Raw genomic sequence first — 20,536 nt, forward strand, 5'->3', positions numbered from 1 at the left:
AATAAAAAAATGTTAATATTAAAGCCATTGCTTATAAAAGGAAAAATATGAAAATAGTATGTCTAGATGCTGATACATTAGGTAATGATGTAGATTTAGATGCTGTATTTGGCAAATTTGGTGAGTTTGTTAGCTATAATATGACTGAGGCTAATCAAACAGTTCAAAGACTTCAAAACGCAGATATAGTATTAACAAATAAAGTATTAATTACAAAAGATGTTATTGCTCAAACAAATTTAAAATTAATCTGCGTGACTGCAACAGGGGTAAATAATATCGACTTAGAAGCTGCAAAAGAGGCTAATATTCCAGTTAAAAATGTAGCTGGCTACTCTACAAATAGCGTAGCTCAACAAACTTTTGCCAATATTTTAGCTCTTAGAAATAGTACAAGCTACTATGAAAACTATGGCAAAAATAGCGATGGTTGGGCAAAAAGTCCAATATTTGTAAATTTAGATAGACCAATTTTCGAACTTAGCGGTAAAAGATTTTGCGTAGTTGGTCTTGGCACAATCGGTCTTGAAATAGCTAAAATCGCTCAAGCTTTTGGCTGCGATGTTTGCTACTATTCAACAAGTGGAAACAACTCAAATAGCGAATTTAAAAGAGTAAGCTTTAAAGAGGCTTTACAGTGCGATATAATAAGCATTCACGCTCCATTAAATGAAAATACAAAAAATCTATTTGATGCTAATGCTCTAAACCAGCTAAAAGATGGCGCAATGCTTGTAAATAGCGGTCGTGGCGGTATAATAGATGAAGAAAAAATCGCCCAAATTATAGATGAGCGTGAAATTTATTTTGCTACTGATGTACTTGAAAAAGAGCCAATTAGAGCCGATCATCCTTTATTAAAAGTAAAAAATAAAGATAGATTAATGATTACTCCACATATTGCGTGGGCAAGCGTAGAGGCTAGAAAAAAACTAATTGAGCTAAGTGCTAAAAATATAGAAGATTTCATAAAGGGGTAAAAATGGCTGATGAACATAGCTTTGATATAAGTGCAAGTGTCGATATGATGGAGGTAAAAAACGCTCTAGAAGTAGCTAAAAAAGAGGTTGCAAATAGGTTTGATTTTAAAGGGTTAAAGGCTGAAATTGAACTAAATGAAAAAGATAAAACCATTACTCTTTTAAGCTCTAGCGACTCTAAAATAGACGCACTAAAAGATATAGTAATAAGCAAATTAATAAAACGAGAAATACCACCAGTTGCACTTAGTGAAAAAAGCAGAGAAAACGCAAGTGGTGGCAATACAAAATGCATACTAAAACTAAATGACACTCTTGATAGCGATAATGCTAAAAAAATTACAAAAGCGATAAAAGAGGCTAAAATCAAGGTAAATGCATCAATTAGAGGCGATGAAGTAAGAGTGGTAAGTAAGTCAATTGATGAGCTTCAAAATACAATAAAGCTAGTAAAAGGTTTAAATTTAGAACTACCACTAAGCTTTAAAAATCTAAAATAAAGAGGTTAAAATGAAATTTAAAAAATTTATTACAGCATTTTTACTTTTACTAGCAGTAGGGGCAAATGCTATCACTGAAGGCAAAGAGTATATCAAACTACCTTCTCATGCGCAGTTTAAAGATGCTCAAAATAGCGTTATAGAGATCTTTAGCTATGGATGTATTCACTGTTATAATCATTTTAGAGCTGGAACGCTAAAGTTTGTATCTGAAATCCTGCCAGATCTAAAATATGATGAATGGCAAGTACGCCAAATGGGGGAATTTGGCTTTTTAATGAGCGAGGTTTTAGGCTATGCTAAGAGCATAGATGAGAAAAATGGAATAAATAGCCTAAGTGCAAAATCAAATTTTCATCAAGTATTAAAAGGCTTTTTTGAAGATGCTTTTGTAAATAAAAAAACATATAAAAATGGCGAAGAATTCTACCAAAGAGCTGTAAGTATTTTAAAAGCAAATGGAGTGCAAAATGCTAGTATAAAATCTATCTTAGATTACGCAGATTCAAATGAGGGTAAAGAGTATGCCAAACTCACTGATCAAGCTTTAGAAGTTGCTAAAATTAGCGGTACTCCTGGATTTATAGTAAATGGTAAATACCTTATCAATATTGAACACATAAATAGCCAAGAAGAGCTAGTAGAGGTAATATCTGAGCTTATAAAATTAAAATAAAGTTAAATTTAATATTTAATTTAAAATATCTGCTATAATTTGCAATTTAAATCAATTTTAAAGAGTTATAGCAGATGAAACCTCTCTCCATAGTTCAAAATTTAGCGCTCAAATATGCAAAATATTCGTTAAATAGATCTTTAAAAACTCAACTAAATTTAGATATATTACAAAATAGTAAAACCAAACTTCCAGATCCAAATATAAATTATATGCTATATGCGCATATACCATTTTGTCATACATTTTGTCCATATTGTTCATTTCATAAATATGCCTATGATGAAAACCTTGCTAAAGAGTATTTTAAAAATCTTCGCCAAGAAATGGAGCAAATCCATGCATTAGGATATAAATTTAACTCAATGTATGTTGGCGGTGGTACAACTCTTATAAATGAAAATGAGCTGATAAAAACCTTAGAGCTAGCCAAAAAGCTTTTTAATATAGATGAGATATCATGCGAGAGCGACCCAAGCCATATAGAACCTACAAACCTTAAACGCTTTAAAGGATTAATTAGTAGGTTAAGTATTGGCGTGCAAAGCTTTAATGATGATATTTTAAAGCGTGTTGGCAGATATGAGAAATTTGGCTCAAGTGTTGATTTAGTAAATAAACTAAAAAATGCAATTAATATCTTACCAGTTACAAGTATAGACCTAATATTTAACTTCCCAAATCAAACCAAAGATATGCTACTAAATGATATAAATCTAGCCAAAAGTATTAAAGCGCAGCAGATTACATTTTATCCGTTGATGAAATCAAATTTAACCAAAGCCAAAATTGCTTCTACTTTAGGCAATAGTTATAAAGATAATGAGTATGAGTTTTACTCTATTATAGAGGAAAATTTCAAAGATTATTATAAAAATAACGCCTGGTCATACGCCAAAGAAAAATCTAGTCTAAATGATGAATATGTAAGCTCAAAACATGAGTATTTAGGAATTGGAAGTGGTGGATTTAGTTTTCTTGGTGGGGAGCTTTTTATCAATGCATTTAATCTAAATAAATATAATGAAAAAATTCAAAACCAACAAAGTTCAATAATTGCAAATTGCAAATTTAGCTTAAAAGAGCGGGTAAAATATCTATTTTTGACCGAAATTTTTAGTGGATTTATAGATATTGATAAATTTAATCAAACAAACAATATAAATCTATATAAAACTCTAAATTTAGAACTCAATCTCTTAAGGCTTGTTGGTGCGATAAAAATTCAAAACAATCATATAGGATCAACTCAATTTGGTAGATATTTATGGCTTAGCTTGATGAAGGAGTTTTATATCGGTATGGATAAGGTTAGAGCTATTTTCAAAGATGATGCAAAGCTTAAAAATAGCTCTAAAATAAATGTAATAAAGAGCCAAATTTAGATTATTTTATATATTTTATATTTGCTTTTACCTTTAATTTATTAAAATAATCCATTATAGCAATCTCTCTTTCTTGTTCTACCATTGCATTTACTACAGCTTGTTCTACTACTTCAAATGGTGGTAGAACCGAGCCGTTTTTAGCTATTATATAAAACCTTTCTAAACCTGCTGGCCCTTCTAATATCGGAGTGAATTGTCCATTTGGTGTATTATTAAAAATATAAACAAGACCCGGAGCAATCTCAGATGAGCTTAGCGTCATACTCTCTTTTTGAACGCCTTTTATATTTGATTTATAATCTTTTGCTTGAAGATTTAGAGCATTAGCGTCATTTGATAAATAGCGAACCAAACTCACCTTATCAAACTGCAAAAACAAACTAGGATTATTTTCATAAAATCTTTTAGCATTTTGTGGAGTTATATTTTGATTTGGCGTGTTTAAAATTCCAGCATAGAGTTTCTCTTTTTTAATCGAAATTTGCATATCTTCACGCAGTTTTGCTTCGCTTGTACCTCGTGATTTTAATAACTCCTTAAAGCTATTAACACTCATATTATTTGATGAGGCTAATTGGGCTATCTTTTGATCAATTTCAAATTCGCTAACAGTTATATTTAATTTTTTTATTTGAGCAAGTTCAAGCTTATCTCTTATTAGCAAATTTAAGGCCTCTTCTTTATTTATATTCATTTTTTTCATTATATTGTTTAATTCATAGGTTGTAATAGGCTCATTATCTACAGTAGCAACTAATCCACCAACATATCTAGCATCGGCACAAATAGCCAAAAATAGTGCTGTAAAAATTAAATTTTTTATCATATAAAACCTTTATTAAAGCAAATTTGAGCTAAAATTATATCCAAATTTAAATAAATAATAGGATAATTATAATGCTAACTACAAGATTTGCTCCATCTCCAACTGGATTTTTACACATTGGTGGGCTTAGAACTGCACTATATAGCTATCTTTATGCTCGCAAAAATGGCGGTAAATTTCTACTTCGAATAGAAGATACCGATCTTAAAAGAAACTCACAAGAGGCTACAATTGCTATTAGAGAAGCCTTTAATTGGTGTGGGTTGGATTATGATGGTGAAGTAGAGTATCAATCAAAAAGATTTGATATTTATAAAAAATATATTGATCAACTACTAAAAGATGGCAAAGCCTATAAGTGCTACACTACTCAAGAAGAGCTAGCTCAAATGAGAGCTCAAGCTGAAGCCAATAAGCAAAGGCCAAAATATGATGGCAGATATAGAGATTTTAATGGCACACCACCAGAGGGTATAGAACCAGTAATTCGTATAAAAGCTCCGCTTGATGGAGTAATTGAATTTACAGATGGAGTAAAAGGGTATATTAAATTTAACTGCGAGGATATCTTAGATGATTTTATCATCGCTAGAAGCGATGGAAGTCCGACATATAACTTTTGCGTTGTTATAGATGATGCTCTTATGGGTATATCACATGTCATTAGAGGTGATGATCACCTAAGCAACACGCCAAAACAGATTATATTATATGAAGCACTTGGATTTAAAATACCACAATTTTTTCATGTAGCTATGATCAATGGAAGCGATGGAGCAAAACTAAGCAAACGCCATGGAGCAACAGATGTAATGGAGTATAAAAATATGGGCTATCTACCTGAGGCATTACTAAATTTCTTAGTGCGTCTTGGTTGGAGCCATGGAGATGATGAGATATTTAGTATGCATCAAATGTTAGAGCTATTTGATCCATATAATTTAAGCAAATCAGCCTCTACATATAATCCATCAAAACTAGAATGGCTAAATGCTCACTACATAAAAACTTTACCATTTGAAAGATTAGCTGATGATATGCTATATTTTGGATTAGATTTTAGAGCAATAAATAAAGGCCAAATGCTACTAGATCTATTAAGAGAGCGTTCAAAAACTCTCTTAGAACTAAAAGCTTCGGCTCTTGCTATCATCAATCAACCAACAGATTATGACCAAAATGCTGTGAAAAAATTTATAAATAATGATAATAAGCTACTTTTAAGCGAATTTGCCAACTCTCTTGGTAATGCCAATATGGACGCTAAGGCAGTTGAGGAGATGACAAATGAATTTCTAACTCAAAAAGGCAAAAAGCTAAAAGATCTAGCCCAGCCGATTAGAATAGCAATTACAGGCAGCGCAGTAAGTCCTAGTATCTTTGAAGTTATAGAATTTATCGGTCTTGATGAGTTAAAATCAAGAATCCAAAACTTCCTAAAATCTTTATAAAACTTAGCTAGAGCTTAAGGCTCTGGCTTTTATTTTATTAAATATAGCTTAAATTTACCATTTAATTTACAAAAAGTAACACCTAAATAATAAATTTTATCTATTATATAAATATTTACCTCCTATAAAATAAATTTAGGTTATAATTCTACATTATTTTAAAATTTAAAGTTAAATTTAAGGAAACAATATGAGTTTAAAACAAAAAGCTCTTGATTATCACATAGATGGCAAGATAGAAATCAATGTCAAAAAACCTTGTGTGAGTGCTGAAGATTTAAGTCTAGCATATAGCCCAGGAGTTGCTGAACCTTGTATGGAGATAAGCGCAAACAACGAACTAGCTTATAAATATACAAATAAAGGCAATCTAGTAGCAGTAATTACAGATAGCACAGCGGTGCTTGGTTTAGGTGATATAGGTTCAGTAGCTGGCAAACCAGTAATGGAAGGAAAGGCTGTTTTATTTAAAAAATTTGCCAATGTAGATGCTTTTGATATTGAACTTGATGAGAAAGATCCTGATAAAATCGTAGAAATATGCAAGGCTTTAGCTCCTACATTTGGTGGTATAAATTTAGAAGATATAGCCGCTCCAAAATGCTTTTATATAGAAAAAAAACTTCAAGAAAGCGTAAATATTCCAGTAATGCATGATGATCAACACGGCACAGCAATTATCACAACTGCGGGCTTATTAAATGCTTTAGAGATTAATGGTAAAGATATTAGCAAAATTAAAGTTGTAGTAAGCGGTAGTGGTGCAGCCGGTATCGCATGTGCGAAAATGTATCAAAGCGTTGGTGTTAAAAATATCATAATGTGTGATAGCAAAGGCGTTATTCACTCAAAAAGAGAGGATTTAACTGCTGAGAAAAAAGAATTTGCCATAGAGACTGAAGCTAGAACCTTAAGCGACGCATTAAGTGGTGCTGATATGTTTTTAGGTCTATCAAAAGCTAAGTTATTAACTCAAGATATGGTAAAAAGTATGGCTATCAATCCTATAATTTTTGCCCTAGCAAATCCAGAGCCAGAGATTAGACCAGAAGAAGCTCACGCAATTAGAGATGATATCATCATAGGAACAGGTAGAAGCGACTATCCAAATCAAGTAAATAATGTCTTAGGATTTCCTTTTATATTCCGTGGTGCATTAGATGTAAGAGCGACAAAAATCACTGAAAATATGAAAATTGCCGCCGCACAAGCTCTAGCAAAATTAGCTAAAGAGAGCGTTCCTAGCGAGGTTTGCAAAGCTTATGGCATAGATGAGATTAAATTTGGTAAAGATTATATAATACCAAAACCATTTGACCCAAGAGTTCTTTTAGTAGTAGCTCCAGCTGTAGCAAAAGCAGCTATAAAAGATGGTGTTAGTCTAGTTAAAGAGCTAGACGAAGATGCATATATACAAAAACTTAAAACACTATTTTAATCTAGAATTTGATAATAGCTAGGCTATTATCAAATTTATACCGCTTTTAAAAGCTATATTAATGATTATGCTTTTATCAAAAGCGATATAAAAAATCTTTTTACACTATCTATGCCCAAATTTTAAGTGGTTTTGGGTAGAATTTTTCTTTATCATCTATTTGATTTTTATTGCTGTTTTGATCTTTTTCTTTGTCATTTAGTTTGGTGTAAAGCTGGTCTATTATAATACTTCTATTATCATTTGTTTGAAGTATAAATTTATTATTTGATAGCTTTTTGATGATTTCTACTCCTAACTCTTTTAAGGGTTTTGTTTGCATATTTCCTGTTATTTCATCTTTTACTTTTGCTAAGCTTACTACTAAATCTAAATTTTGATTTAATTCTATTTCGCTCATAAACTTAGCATTTAAATTTAGTTCTATATCAAAGGCTTTACCGCTATCTTTATAGAGTTCATTTACATTTATCTCTCTTCCACTATTAAATTTAAGAGTAAATGTTCCATTTTTATTTATTCTTATAGCTGTTAATACATCTGTATCTTTTAGCATATTTGCAGTATTTGCTCTATCTTGTTCAAAGCTATCTTTGACTTTTTGTAGATTTTCTAGGCTAAATTTAAGTCCAGTTGCAGAGGTGAATTCGCGTTCGATAGATAACATAACGCTCGATTTTACATCTTGATACTTTAATTTTGCCTCATCATCAAGATCTTTCATATAATTATCTCTATTTTTAAGCTCACTCATATAATCATTATATAAATTTATAAATCTAGTATATTGTTGATTTTGATAGGAGTTTTTATCATTGTCTCGCCAAGAAACTTTTTTAGTAGTTGGATCATACACATTTTTAGCACCAAAATTTGTTGTATTAACTGCAAACCGACTAGATAACTCTTCTAATCTATAATTCCCATCAACTCCTTGCTTAGCATAAGCTAAATCTATGCCTTGTAAGCTTGCAACATCTATCCAGCCATCTTCATCAGCTAGTTTTGAAAGCTCATTTAAGTCGTTTTGACTAAGGCTTTCATACCTTACTTCTGGTTTAAAAATAGAGTATGGATTATAATCTTTTAGTGATTCTAAAGCATTTTCATAACCCTCTATTGTTCCATAATTATCTTTTCGTGCTTCAAGTTTTTTTATAGCATTACTTTTGCTATCTATAAAATCTTTTAAATCTATACTATCAACAACTTCACTAAGCTTTTTTATAATCTCATTTCCATCTTTATCATAAGCTCTTATTTTTAACTTATCAAAGTAATCATCATTTTTATCTACAAATCCATTTCCATCACTATCAAATCTAAAGAGTTGTGAATTTGAACTAAATGTTCCAACGCCTAATTTATCATTATTATCAGCTAAATCTAAAAATAATTCAGCTTTTCCAAATTTAGTATCGATTAAATTTGAATTTGCGTAGGAGTTTAGGTAATATTCTTGCGGGATTTTACCATATCGATAATAATTTATATCCATAAAATATCCACTATCAAATGTTGGATACTCATAATCCTCTATAGTCGCAGTGTGTTCTTTTGCTTCTGATATACTTTTTATATCTGAGACACCAAATGTTGAATTGGGAAAAGAACCACTTAAGATACCTATTGTTTGTCTAGCGATAAACTCATCTAATGCTGCTTCTTTGGTATGTGTTTTTGTGTGATATTTTTGGACTGTGTTTATATCGCCGTAAAATGATGAGTAATGATTAATATACTCTATTTTTCTACCAAATCTATCTACATTTTCATCTTGTTTTATTTGCTCTGTTTGAGCAAAATTTACTTCTATTTTTGGCAATTTTTGATTAATTTCTATTTGAAATATATTTGATGATAAAGAACCAATATTCATTTTATAACCTCTCTTGTATTAAGCTTTAGACAAATTGCTAGCTTAAAGTAAATTAATATGCCCTAATATCAGCAACTATAACATTATAGTTTTCATCGATATAAACTCTAAGCTCACCATTATCAAAATAATTTGTAGCACCAGATAGATCTGAAAGTATCTTATTTATCAAATTTCCATCTATAGATAAGCTTGATTGATATATAGGCTTATTACTAAGATTTGTTGTATTCATATCTGAAAACATATATACGCCATAATCCCAAAAAAAGTTAGTCATACGGTGATATTTAGAAAAAGTTTTGTATTCATTTTTTGAGCTATCAAATTCTTGTCCCACAAAAGGAGAAGAGATCGTTATACAACCAGATGTCTCTTTTGTAGCGTTACCACCACCATCTGATACACAAAGTTTTTGAGTATTTCGACCAACCCTATGCTCATCTATATCAGCTGGGATAGAAAATCCTTGATGACTTCCACTTGCTCTTGAGCTAGTTCCATCAAGCGTAGTCCAGCCTACTTCATAGTTTATTCCGCTATTGTTGGCTTGAAGATAAACATTTGTATTTAAAGGTATAGCCTGTGATGTTGATACTGTTTGAGTACCACCAGTTACCAAGGTAAATGTGACACTAAGCTTACCATAAGTATCAACAAATACTTTAAAATGCGGTTTTCTATAAGACGAGATATCTAACATCAAAGGTTCAACCGAACCTCTTTGCGAATTCATTCTACTGATTAAAATAAAATCATCATTGCTAGATGGATACCCGCTAAAATAAAACCAACCACCGATGCTATTTAGGGCGTATTCAACTCTAGTATGATACAAATCAAAATTACAATTAGCTTCATTTGTTCCATCATAATCACAACGATAATTTTCTGAAATATTTTTAATTAGAAAATTTGTGGGATCACCTTGATTTTTATTATAAGCTAAATAAAATAAAAACTGTCCGCCACTTGAAACGCTCGTAAGCTCATCTAAATTTGAATCAAACACAAACTGATCTATAGGAAGTGGAGTATAAGCACGAACTTGTGGAATTTGCTTAGATTTTAAGCTTTGCTTTTTAGAGATAATTTCACTTATAATCTCTTTTGGATTATCTACTTTTTTAAAAGTAAAACTATCAGATGAAAAAAGCATAGAAACTAAAAAGATAGTAATTAAAATCAATTTTTGCATAAAAAACCTCTCCTTTTGAATTTTAGATATTGTTTGTAAATCGGCAACTATTAAATTATTTTAATATATTTTATAGTAAATTTGATAGTTATATACATCTTTTAACACCTTATCTATGCCCAAATTTTAAGTGGTTTTGGGTAGAATTTTTCTTTATCATCTATTTGATTTTTATTGCTGTTTTGATCTTTTTCTTTGTCATTTAGTTTGGTGTAAAGCTGGTCTATTATAATACTTCTATTATCATTTGTTTGAAGTATAAATTTATTATTTGATAGCTTTTTGATGATTTCTACTCCTAACTCTTTTAAGGGTTTTGTTTGCATATTTCCTGTTATTTCATCTTTTACTTTTGCTAAGCTTACTACTAAATCTAAATTTTGATTTAATTCTATTTCGCTCATAAACTTAGCATTTAAATTTAGTTCTATATCAAAGGCTTTACCGCTATCTTTATAGAGTTCATTTACATTTATCTCTCTTCCACTATTAAATTTAAGAGTAAATGTTCCATTTTTATTTATTCTTATAGCTGTTAATACATCTGTATCTTTTAGCATATTTGCAGTATTTGCTCTATCTTGTTCAAAGCTATCTTTGACTTTTTGTAGATTTTCTAGGCTAAATTTAAGTCCAGTTGCAGAGGTGAATTCGCGTTCGATTTGTAGCATTATAGTTGATTTAAACTCCGGATTTTCTATAAATGCTCCAAACTCAGCCATAATCTCATCATTTGCTACTTGCTTATAACTATTAAAAAATTCATTTAATGCATTAATCTCAGCCATATAATCTTCATATAAGGCATTAAATTTGGCATATTGTTCATTTGCATAAGAGTTTGCTTGATTATTGCTTATTCCTAAGTAATTTAGTTCATTTAGCTTATAATTGCCATCAATTCCTTTTTTAGCATAAGCTAAATCTATGCCTTGTAAGTTTGCAACATCTATCCAGCCATCTTCATCAGCTAGTTTTGAAAGCTCATTTAAGTCGTTTTGACTAAGGCTTTCATACCTTACTTCTGGTTTAAAAATAGAGTATGGATTATATGAGCTTATAATATTTAGTTGCTCTTCATATGTTTTTTCATCCCAGCCATAACTGCTTACTTCTTCTTTCCATTTGTTTAGAGCATTACTTTTACTATCTATAAAATCTTTTAAATCTATACTATCAACAACTTCACTAAGCTTTTTTATAATCTCATTTCCATCTTTATCATAAGCTCTTATTTTTAACTTATCAAAGTAATCATCATTTTTATCTACAAATCCATTTCCATCACTATCAAATCTAAAGAGTTGTGAATTTGAACTAAATGTTCCAACGCCTAATTTATCATTATTATCAGCTAAATCTAAAAATAATTCAGCTTTTCCAAATTTAGTATCGATTAAATTTGAGTTTGCGTAGGAGTTTAGGTAATAAGAGTTTGGAATTAAAGGGTTTTGGTTTGAGTAGTTATCAGCCTTATAATTCCCAGCATCTGGACTAAATTTATTTGCGTAGCTGTAGTTTAAACGTGCATCATTTCCAAAGGAATACATAGAATATTCATGTCTGCTTGTTACGCCTAAAATATTTTGTGTTTGCTCTATTATCATATCATCAATCATTATTTTAAATATCTGCTTTTCATCTATAACCTGTGTGTTTAAGTCTAAATTTCCTTCTTTAAATAAAAGATAATTTAAGGTACTTGAGTTTAACTTAGAAGTTAAATTTTTATAAGTTTCTTCATCTACAACATAATGAAGTGTGGTTTTAAAGTAAGAAATATAATCTTTATTATCTAATTTAATTAATGATTTTTGGGCATCGTGCGCTACAAGAAAAGTTGGCATATCACCATAAAAATATGAAGCTTGATTAGGGTCTCTTTGCATTTTTATTGCTTGATTTGGATTATATTCAAATACATTGCTAACATTTTGCATAAATGAAAAATTTGATTGGTTAGAAGTTATATTTAAATTTATAGATGAATTTATTTTCATTGTATTTCCTTAAATTTAAGATTATAAAGCCTTATATAAATTACATAAGGCTTACAAGATTAATATGCCCTAATATCAGCAACTATAACATTATAGTTTTCATCGATATAAACTCTAAGCTCACCATTATCAAAATAATTTGTAGCACCAGATAGATCTGAAAGTATCTTATTTATCAAATTTCCATCTATAACAAGCGACATATCACTTTGATACATAGCTCTATTGCTAATATCTGTTGCATTCATATCTGCAAACATATCAATTTTATAATTCCAAAAGAAATTTTTCATAGCATTAACTTTGGCAAATAATTCTAATTTTTCGTCATCAATTGCATTTTGATTTGCCAAATCAATATCGCTTAAATCTGACTTAAGTGATATTTTTATACAACCTGAATTTTTTGCAGTAGGTACGCCTATATCGTTAGGCCCAGACTGACAAGTAGTGTTATTATTTCTAGCTACCCTATGCTCATCTATATCAGCTGGGATAGAAAATCCTTGATGACTTCCACTTGCTCTTGAGCTAGTTCCATCAAGCGTAGTCCAGCCTACTTCATAGTTTATTCCGCTATTGTTGGCTTGAAGATAAACATTTGTATTTAAAGGTATAGCCTGTGATGTTGATACTGTTTGAGTACCACCAGTTACCAAGGTAAATGTGACACTAAGCTTACCATAAGTATCAACAAATACTTTAAAATGAGGTTTTCTATAAGACGGGGTATCTAACATCAAAGGTTCTGCATTCCCTCTTTTTGTGTTTATTCTATTTATTAAAACAAATTCATCATCGCTAGATGGATATTGTGTAAAATAAAACCAACCGCCAACACTATTGTTAGCATATTCCACTCTATGATAAAACTCTTTAAAGCTACATATTGCTTGATGTGAGCCATCGTAATCACAACGATATCCAGTAGATGTATCAACTTCTGGGATATTAACATTGAAAGTTTTAGTAGGGTCATTTTGAACTTTATTATAAGCTAAATAAAATAAAAACTGTCCGCCACTTGAAACGCTCGTAAGCTCATCTAAATTTGAATCAAACACAAACTGATCTATAGGAAGTGGAGTATAAGCACGAACTTGTGGAATTTGCTTAGATTTTAAGCTTTGCTTTTTAGAGATAATTTCACTTATAATCTCTTTTGGATTATCTACTTTTTTAAAAGTAAAACTATCAGATGAAAAAAGCATAGAAACTAAAAAAATAGTTGCTAAAGCAAATTTTTTCATAAAATCTCCTTTTATTTGAAATAAAACATATAAATCGGTGATAAGAAAAATAACTTAATATATTTTAGTATATTTTATAATGAAGTTATTTGATTAAAACACTAAAATTAAGCAAATTTAGAGTATAATCCATAATATTTAAACATTTGCTATTGACAATATTGTTACAAAATTGGTTAAATTTTTAAAGTATAAAAGGTATAAATATGTTATTTGGTAAAATTGATTATTTAAATTTACTTCCTTTTCATGTATTTTTAAAACGTTATCCCCTTAGCAATCAAGCTAAAAAATCAATTGAATTTAAAAAAGGAACTCCAGCTAAACTTTGCCAAGCTTTAAACAAAAGACAAATTGACGCAGCTATAATCTCAAGCATAGAAAGTAGAAATCCAAAATATACTAAACTAAATTTAGGCATATGTTCAAAAGGTGCTGTAAAGTCTGTTTTGGTTCGTAAAAATAGCGAGAAAAAACTTGATCCTGCATCCAAAAGTTCAAATATGCTCAGCAAAATCTTAAAACTAGATGGAGAGGTAATAATAGGCGATGAAGCTCTAAGACAATATCTAAAAGATGGCGGTGATAAATTTTATGATATGGGGGAAATTTGGTATCAAAAAACTAACTTACCTTTTGTTTTTGGGTTATTTTGTTGTAGTAAAAATCAAAACCTTTACAAAAAAATTATTAATAAATTCTTAAAGCAAAAAATAAAGATACCAAAATACATACTAGATGAGTATGCAAAAAGTAGAAATATCTCCGCAAGCTTGATTTTATGGTATCTAGAACATATTAGCTATAGTGTGAATAATAAAGAAAAAAGAGCTTTAAAAAAATTTATTCATCTAGCAAAAAAGCATAATTTTAAACCTTAAAGTGAGTAAATTTGCAACAATCTAATTAATAATTTACCAAATTTCCTCTTTATTAAGCATAAATTTAAGAAAAATTAAATAAAATCCAGCTACAGAAAAATTTAATAATAGGAGTTACAATGTCAGTACACGAATATATAAGCCAAACGCTTGAAAATATTAAAAAATCAAGCCCAGGTCAAACAACATTCTTGCAAGCAGCTACAGAGGTTTTACACACACTAGAGCCACTTTTAACTAGAGAGAAAAAGTATCTAGATCACAAAATCATAGATCGTATTGTAATGCCTGAGAGAACCACGATGTTCCGTGTAACATATATGAATGACAAAAACGAGCCTTGTTCGCACTTTGGTTATCGTGTAGAGTTTAACTCTGCTCTTGGACCATATAAAGGCGGTTTAAGATTCCACCCTTCAGTATGTCTTGATATTATTAAATTTCTAGGATTTGAGCAAATCTTTAAAAACTCTTTAACAGGTTTAAATATGGGCGGCGGTAAAGGCGGCGCAAATTTTGACCCTAAAGGCAAAAGCGATGGCGAGATTATGAGATTTTGTCAAGCATTTATGAACGAACTATATAAACTAATCGGCGATGTAAAAGATGTTCCAGCTGGCGATATCGGCGTTGGCGGTAGAGAGATTGGATATATGTTTGGTCAGTATAAAAAATTAACAAACCGCTTTGATGGTTCTTTAACAGGTAAAGGACTAAACTGGGGCGGTAGCTTAGTAAGAACAGAAGCAACTGGCTATGGTTCAGTATATTTTGCTCAAGAGATGCTTAAAAAACAAAACAGCAGCCTTGAAGGCAAAAAATGCTCAATCAGTGGCGCTGGAAACGTAGCAATCTATACAGCTCAAAAACTATATCAGCTTGGAGCTCTTCCTATTACAGTTAGCGATTCAACTGGATTTATTTATGATAGCGAAGGTATCGATGTAGAGCTACTAAAACGCATTAAAGAGGTTGAGCGTAAAGGTCTTAGCGAATACGCAGCTGCTAAACCAAGTGCTAAATTTACTCCAGTTAATCAATATAAAGCCGGAACAAATGCCGTATGGAGTGTTCCTTGCGATGCAGCATTCCCAAGTGCAACTCAAAATGAGCTAAATTTAGAAGATATCAAAACACTTTATAGCAATGGTTGTAGGCTAGTTTGTGAAGGTGCAAATATGCCAAGCACACTTGAAGCAATCGACTTTATGCTAGCTCAAAAAGACTTCTTATTTGGCCCTGCTAAAGCTGCAAATGCTGGCGGTGTGGCAACTAGCGGTCTAGAAATGGCTCAAAATGCAAGTATGCAAAAATGGACCTTTGATGAAGTAGATAGCAAACTTCACAGAATTATGACAAATATCTTCCACGATAGCTATGATACATCAGTTGAATTTGGCGAACCAGGCAACCTAGTTTTAGGAGCAAACATCGCTGGATTTAGAAAAGTTGCTGATGCAATGATAGATCAAGGATATGTATAATAGACTTTCTAGCCGGCTAATGTCGGCTAGATTTACTCTACTACTCTTCTATTAATTAATGGACTAAGCTTTACTAAAATATCATAATTAATAGTATCAAAAAACTCCGCCCATATATTTGCATCGTCCATTACACAAACTCTATCTCCCATATCAGTGGAGCTAAAACTATCCATAGACATCTTGCCTAAAATTGGCTCACCATTAGCTAAATTTAACTCTCCCTTGCCATTATAGCGAAATAATCCATCTCCATAGCCAAGATCATATGTAGCAATATTCATATCATATTTAGCTGTAAATGCACCACCATAACCAACGCTTTGACCAGCTTTTAATACTCTAGAGCTTACACGATTTGCATATAGCTTTAAAACTTTTTTTAGCCCTAAACTCTCATCAAATCCAGAATATCCAAATTGCGCCATACCCGCACGAACATACTCATCACCTACATCACTAGCTCTCTCTATTGCTGCGGAGTTGTGAGAGTGAAATATAAGCTCTTTATTAAATAGCTCTCTTATCATAATTTTAGCTAGCTCAAAATTATCTTTTTGCACGAAGTAATCTGCTCCATGCTCATCGCTAGCTCTAAAGTGAGTAAAAGCCCCTTTTAGATCTAAATTTCGCCTTTTAATAATCTCTATAGCGCTTTTAATCTGACTTACATCTATACCGTTTCTATGCATTAAAGTATCAATAGCAAGATGAATCTGAGTACCAGGCCTAATAATCTCTAAAGCTCTAATATCATTAATAGCATAGATAAACTCGCTACTTTCATCTCCAGTTGGCAGATGAGAAAGCACTATAATACTCTTAAATAGCCCAGCTAGTTCTCTAGCCTCATTCTCGCTTTTTACGCAGGTTATCTCTATACCAAACTCTTTTGCAATTTTCCCCATTAAAAGTGCCCCATGCCCATAAGCATTATCTTTTAATACAGAAATTATTCGTTTTTTAGAGCCTACTTTTTTAGCAATTTGAGTAAGATTATGCTCATAAGCACTCTTAGAGAGTAAGATCTCAGACATTAAAGCTCAAATCAAATTTTTTATAAATATGTGGCAACATCTTTCTTACTGCATAATCATATGCATAAAACTCTTTATACAATGCTTTTAGACTCGGCTCTTTACACGCATCAAAATCAAATGCTGTGCTATTGCCTTGTTTTGGTACATTTGCATCTAAAACATCAAAAAATCTACCCCTTGCTGCTAGAAACTCTTCAATCTGTTTTTTAACCAGCTCTTTTTCATCATTCATTTCTTACTCCTCTATTAATATCTTCATTTGATCATTTTCTATATTTACATATAAAACCTTATTACCATCAAATTTATATGTATCTGCCCTATATTTTTCATCAAAACTCACACGGTAGCTATTTTTGCCTTCAGTATTTGGATATGGAACAATTGTAATATTTTTAAATTCAATTATCTTGCTCTCATTTTTACTAAATACCCTCTTTTTCATTGCAGAAAATTCATTTAATCTCATTCCATCAAAACGGCGAAAATCACTACTATAAAAGCTTAAATATCTATCTAAATCACTTATAGTCCAAGCATCTTTCCATGCAAATAAATTAGCAAAAATTATTGCAATATCTGAGTTTTTAGCCTTAGGATAGCCTTTTTCATTGATAATTACTATAGATTTATTATTTTGCACTACATCTTCAAATGATAATAAAAGATCATTTTTCATAGCCACACAGCCTTTAGTTTCTACCTCATTTTCTCTTATATCGCCTTCCATTGGATAGCCATGAATCCAAATCCCGCTACCTGTTCTTTTGCGAAGTTTATCATATAAATTTGGATACGAAAGACTAAAGGCAACTGGCCCATAATATGTAGTAGGCGGAGTAAATCTACGAGTAATCTCATATACGCCAACAGGTGTTTTTAGATCGCCTTCGACTAATTTTTCGCCCATTAAACCGGTTATAATTTCATTATTTTTAAGTATTTTTATGGCACCGTTTTCATATTTGTTAATAGAGATCTCTTTAGCTGTTTTATCTACTACGATAATAAGCCTATCGCTATTGCTATAATATCCATATGTAAGGTTTAAATCTTTTAAAGCATTATCCCAATATTCTTTATTTTGTAGATTTTTTTCTATCTTTTGTTGCACGGCTAATATACCACTTTTTAGATATAAATCTTCTAATTCACCACTAATTGCATAGATAGTTGCAAGTAATACAATAACTATTTTCTTCACTATTTTAACCTCAATTAATTAAATTTTTAAATCGTAAATTATATCAAAATCGGTTGAAAATTAATTTAAATTCTTGTATAATTTAACTCATTACAATCTTTATACAAGGATATTACGATGTTTAGATATTTTTCTTTAGTAGCTGTAGCTGCTTTTGCTTTACAAGCTGAAGTTTTACTAGTTGATCCATACGCTAAAGCCACTCCTCCAAATGCCAAAAATAGCGCTGCGTTTATGAAAATTGAAAATAAAAGTAATAACGACATAGAGCTACTATCAGCCAGTAGCAATATCAGCAAGGTAACTGAAATTCACACCCATATAGAAGAAAATGGTATGAGAAAAATGGTGCAAATCCCAAATATAAAAATCCCAGCTAAATCTTCAGTAGAGCTAAAACCAGGTGGTTTGCATTTGATGTTTATAGGACTAAATGAGCAACTAAATGATAATAGCAATGTAGATGTAAATTTAACATTTAGCGATGGCAAAACATATGAACTAACTAAAATACCAGTTAAAAAAGTCATTCCAGCTAAGATGCATTAATCTAGGAGTTAGCGGTGTTTAATAATAAAAATATTCTTATAACTGGCGGTACTGGTAGCTTTGGTAAAAAATATACTCAAATTCTACTAAAAAACTACAAACCAAATAAAATAATAATCTATTCAAGAGATGAATTAAAACAGTATGAAATGGCTAGCGAATTCTCTCACTCATCTATGCGTTACTTTATAGGCGATGTGCGAGATGAGAGTAGATTAAACACTGCTATGAACGGAGTTGATTTTGTAATTCATGCAGCTGCAATGAAGCATGTGCCAATTGCTGAATACAATCCAATGGAGTGTATCAAAACCAATATCCACGGCGCACAAAATGTAATTAATGCTAGTTTAAAAAATAGGGTTGAAAAGGTAATTGCCCTAAGCACCGATAAAGCTTGCAATCCTGTAAATTTATATGGTGCTACAAAACTAGCAAGCGATAAGCTATTTATAGCTGCAAATAATATCGCAGGTCAAAGCCCAACTAGATTTAGCGTAGTTAGATATGGCAATGTAGTTGGTTCTAGAGGCTCAGTAGTGCCACTATTTAAAAAATTAATAGAAAACGGCGCAAAAGAATTACCAATTACTGATGAGAGAATGACTAGATTTTGGATTACACTTGAAGATGGGGTTAAATTTGTTCTTAAAAATTTTGAAAGAATGCACGGCGGAGAGCTATTCATTCCAAAAATTCCATCAATGAAAATTACCGATTTAGCTGCTACTTTAGCTCCTAATCTTCCTATAAAACTTATTGGAATTCGTCCAGGCGAGAAGCTACATGAGATAATGATAAGTGCTGATGATACACTTCATAGTTTAGAATTTGATGATCATTATGTTATTACGCCATCTATTAGGTTTTATGATAAAGAGACTGATTTTGCTATAAACAAACTTGGTCAAAAGGGTAGCTCTATAAAAAGTGGTTTTGAATATCGCTCTGATAATAACACCCAATGGCTAAACCAACAATCCTTAAAAGAGATGATAGAGAGGATCTAATCATCCTCTTTTAAAAAACTCCACAACAAAAAACACCACAGTAGCTACTGCGATAATTGCTGCTCCACTAGTAAGATCAAAATAGTAGCTAAGCATCAATCCAAATGATATAAAAACTGCTGATAAAATCGCTGATAAAATCATCATAGTGGCTAAATTTGGACTAAATTTCTCAGCAATATATGGCGGAATGCTAAGCAACGCAATAACTAAAATAAGCCCTACAACTCTAATAGTGCTAACCACACAAAGAGCAATAAGAGCGCTCATTAAATAGTATAAAAAGCTAACATTAACTCCACGAAGTTTTGCAAATTCACTATCAAAACAAAAAGCACAAATTTGAGTATAAAATAGCAGTGCAAAAATCACAAATACAATATCTAAAATTCCCATAAATACAAGATCTTCATTGCTTACAGCCAAAATTGAGCCAAATAGATAACTCATTAAATCTGCATTATATCCAGGGCTAAGATCTACAAAAATAATACCAATAGCCATACCAAATGCCCAAATAGCACCAATCACGCTATCGATTCTATCTCTATTTTGATCACTAATAAATGCGATAAGTAGCCCAATAGCCACAGCAAATCCAGCTGCACCAAATAGTGGAGAAGCGCCTAAAAAAAATGCAATACCAATTCCACCATAGGCACCATGAGCTACGCCTCCGGCTATAAAAGTCATTTTGTTTATCACAATTAATGAACCAATCACTCCACACGCAATACTAACTAAAATTCCAGCTATTAAGGCATTTTGCATAAAACTAAAGC

General features: G+C 31.2%; 19 protein-coding genes. 10 read left to right on the top strand and 9 right to left on the bottom strand.

Annotated elements, in window-relative coordinates; translation table 11 throughout:
- Positions 1-47 precede the first annotated feature (47 nt).
- The 4 genes from CVIC12175_RS07020 (at position 48) to CVIC12175_RS07035 (ending at position 3,541) form a co-directional block, all read left to right on the top strand.
- Entirely contained in the window at positions 48-980 is a 933-nt protein-coding gene (locus CVIC12175_RS07020; protein WP_086302676.1) for a D-2-hydroxyacid dehydrogenase, read from the top strand.
- A gap of 2 nt (positions 981-982) precedes the next feature.
- Entirely contained in the window at positions 983-1,480 is a 498-nt protein-coding gene (locus CVIC12175_RS07025; protein WP_086229409.1) for a YajQ family cyclic di-GMP-binding protein, read from the top strand.
- Positions 1,481-1,490: 10 nt separating this feature from the next.
- On the top strand, positions 1,491-2,156 hold the full coding sequence (locus tag CVIC12175_RS07030) for a thioredoxin domain-containing protein (protein ID WP_086302678.1): 666 nt from the start codon (positions 1,491-1,493) through the stop codon (positions 2,154-2,156).
- Positions 2,157-2,230: 74 nt separating this feature from the next.
- Entirely contained in the window at positions 2,231-3,541 is a 1,311-nt protein-coding gene (locus CVIC12175_RS07035) for a coproporphyrinogen III oxidase family protein (RefSeq protein WP_086315961.1), read from the top strand.
- Position 3,542: 1 nt separating this feature from the next.
- Here the strand turns inward: CVIC12175_RS07035 and CVIC12175_RS07040 are convergent, their stop codons facing one another.
- Positions 3,543-4,370, bottom strand: coding sequence for a peptidylprolyl isomerase (locus CVIC12175_RS07040; protein WP_192940148.1), 828 nt, complete (start codon positions 4,368-4,370; stop codon positions 3,543-3,545).
- A gap of 71 nt (positions 4,371-4,441) precedes the next feature.
- On the opposite strand from CVIC12175_RS07040, the gene gltX reads away from it, so the two are divergent.
- Positions 4,442-5,821: a glutamate--tRNA ligase gene (gene gltX, locus CVIC12175_RS07045; RefSeq protein WP_086302682.1), complete on the top strand. Its 1,380-nt coding sequence runs from the start codon at positions 4,442-4,444 to the stop codon at positions 5,819-5,821.
- A gap of 190 nt (positions 5,822-6,011) precedes the next feature.
- Positions 6,012-7,259: a malic enzyme-like NAD(P)-binding protein gene (locus tag CVIC12175_RS07050; RefSeq protein ID WP_086256535.1), complete on the top strand. Its 1,248-nt coding sequence runs from the start codon at positions 6,012-6,014 to the stop codon at positions 7,257-7,259.
- Positions 7,260-7,368: 109 nt separating this feature from the next.
- On the opposite strand, the gene CVIC12175_RS07055 is transcribed toward CVIC12175_RS07050, so the two are convergent.
- From CVIC12175_RS07055 to CVIC12175_RS07070, 4 genes are all read right to left on the bottom strand, one after another.
- Positions 7,369-9,138 (bottom strand): hypothetical protein, encoded by a 1,770-nt coding sequence (locus tag CVIC12175_RS07055; RefSeq protein WP_086315962.1) that lies wholly within the window; start codon positions 9,136-9,138, stop codon positions 7,369-7,371.
- A gap of 52 nt (positions 9,139-9,190) precedes the next feature.
- Complete coding sequence (locus CVIC12175_RS07060) at positions 9,191-10,336, bottom strand: hypothetical protein (protein WP_086315963.1); 1,146 nt, start codon at positions 10,334-10,336, stop codon at positions 9,191-9,193.
- Between the two features lie 113 nt (positions 10,337-10,449).
- Positions 10,450-12,336 carry a hypothetical protein gene (locus CVIC12175_RS07065; RefSeq protein ID WP_086315964.1) on the bottom strand — a complete coding sequence of 629 codons (1,887 nt, stop codon included), beginning with the start codon at positions 12,334-12,336 and terminating at the stop codon, positions 10,450-10,452.
- A gap of 59 nt (positions 12,337-12,395) precedes the next feature.
- Complete coding sequence (locus CVIC12175_RS07070) at positions 12,396-13,586, bottom strand: hypothetical protein (protein WP_086315965.1); 1,191 nt, start codon at positions 13,584-13,586, stop codon at positions 12,396-12,398.
- A gap of 206 nt (positions 13,587-13,792) precedes the next feature.
- On the opposite strand from CVIC12175_RS07070, the gene CVIC12175_RS07075 reads away from it, so the two are divergent.
- On the top strand, positions 13,793-14,467 hold the full coding sequence (locus tag CVIC12175_RS07075; protein ID WP_086255917.1) for an MqnA/MqnD/SBP family protein: 675 nt from the start codon (positions 13,793-13,795) through the stop codon (positions 14,465-14,467).
- Positions 14,468-14,586: 119 nt separating this feature from the next.
- Complete coding sequence (gdhA, locus tag CVIC12175_RS07080) at positions 14,587-15,951, top strand: NADP-specific glutamate dehydrogenase (protein WP_086249229.1); 1,365 nt, start codon at positions 14,587-14,589, stop codon at positions 15,949-15,951.
- A gap of 32 nt (positions 15,952-15,983) precedes the next feature.
- On the opposite strand, the gene CVIC12175_RS07085 is transcribed toward gdhA, so the two are convergent.
- The 3 genes from CVIC12175_RS07085 to CVIC12175_RS07095 are packed head-to-tail and all read right to left on the bottom strand — an operon-like array spanning position 15,984 to position 18,195.
- A complete protein-coding gene (locus tag CVIC12175_RS07085; RefSeq protein WP_086303078.1) occupies positions 15,984-16,988 on the bottom strand; it encodes an alanine racemase in 1,005 nt (334 codons plus the stop codon).
- On the bottom strand, positions 16,981-17,223 hold the full coding sequence (gene cmeU / locus CVIC12175_RS07090; RefSeq protein ID WP_086249231.1) for a CmeU family protein: 243 nt from the start codon (positions 17,221-17,223) through the stop codon (positions 16,981-16,983). Before cmeU ends, CVIC12175_RS07085 begins: the two co-directional genes overlap by 8 nt.
- A 3-nt stretch (positions 17,224-17,226) precedes the next feature.
- Positions 17,227-18,195, bottom strand: a complete 969-nt coding sequence (locus CVIC12175_RS07095) for a L,D-transpeptidase family protein (protein WP_086315966.1) — start codon at positions 18,193-18,195, stop codon at positions 17,227-17,229.
- Between the two features lie 117 nt (positions 18,196-18,312).
- Between CVIC12175_RS07095 and CVIC12175_RS07100 the strand changes: the two genes are divergently transcribed.
- The gene (locus CVIC12175_RS07100; RefSeq protein ID WP_086315967.1) at positions 18,313-18,744 is read left to right on the top strand and encodes a copper chaperone PCu(A)C; all 432 of its coding nucleotides are present in this window, start codon (positions 18,313-18,315) and stop codon (positions 18,742-18,744) included.
- 14 nt (positions 18,745-18,758) lie between these two features.
- Positions 18,759-19,754 carry a UDP-N-acetylglucosamine 4,6-dehydratase (inverting) gene (gene pseB, locus CVIC12175_RS07105; protein WP_086315968.1) on the top strand — a complete coding sequence of 332 codons (996 nt, stop codon included), beginning with the start codon at positions 18,759-18,761 and terminating at the stop codon, positions 19,752-19,754.
- Here the strand turns inward: pseB and CVIC12175_RS07110 are convergent, their stop codons facing one another.
- Positions 19,755-20,525: a metal ABC transporter permease gene (locus tag CVIC12175_RS07110; RefSeq protein ID WP_086316027.1), complete on the bottom strand. Its 771-nt coding sequence runs from the start codon at positions 20,523-20,525 to the stop codon at positions 19,755-19,757.
- Positions 20,526-20,536: the final 11 nt, after the last annotated feature.

Source organism: Campylobacter vicugnae, assembly GCF_002139875.1.
Lineage (GTDB): Bacteria > Campylobacterota > Campylobacteria > Campylobacterales > Campylobacteraceae > Campylobacter > Campylobacter vicugnae.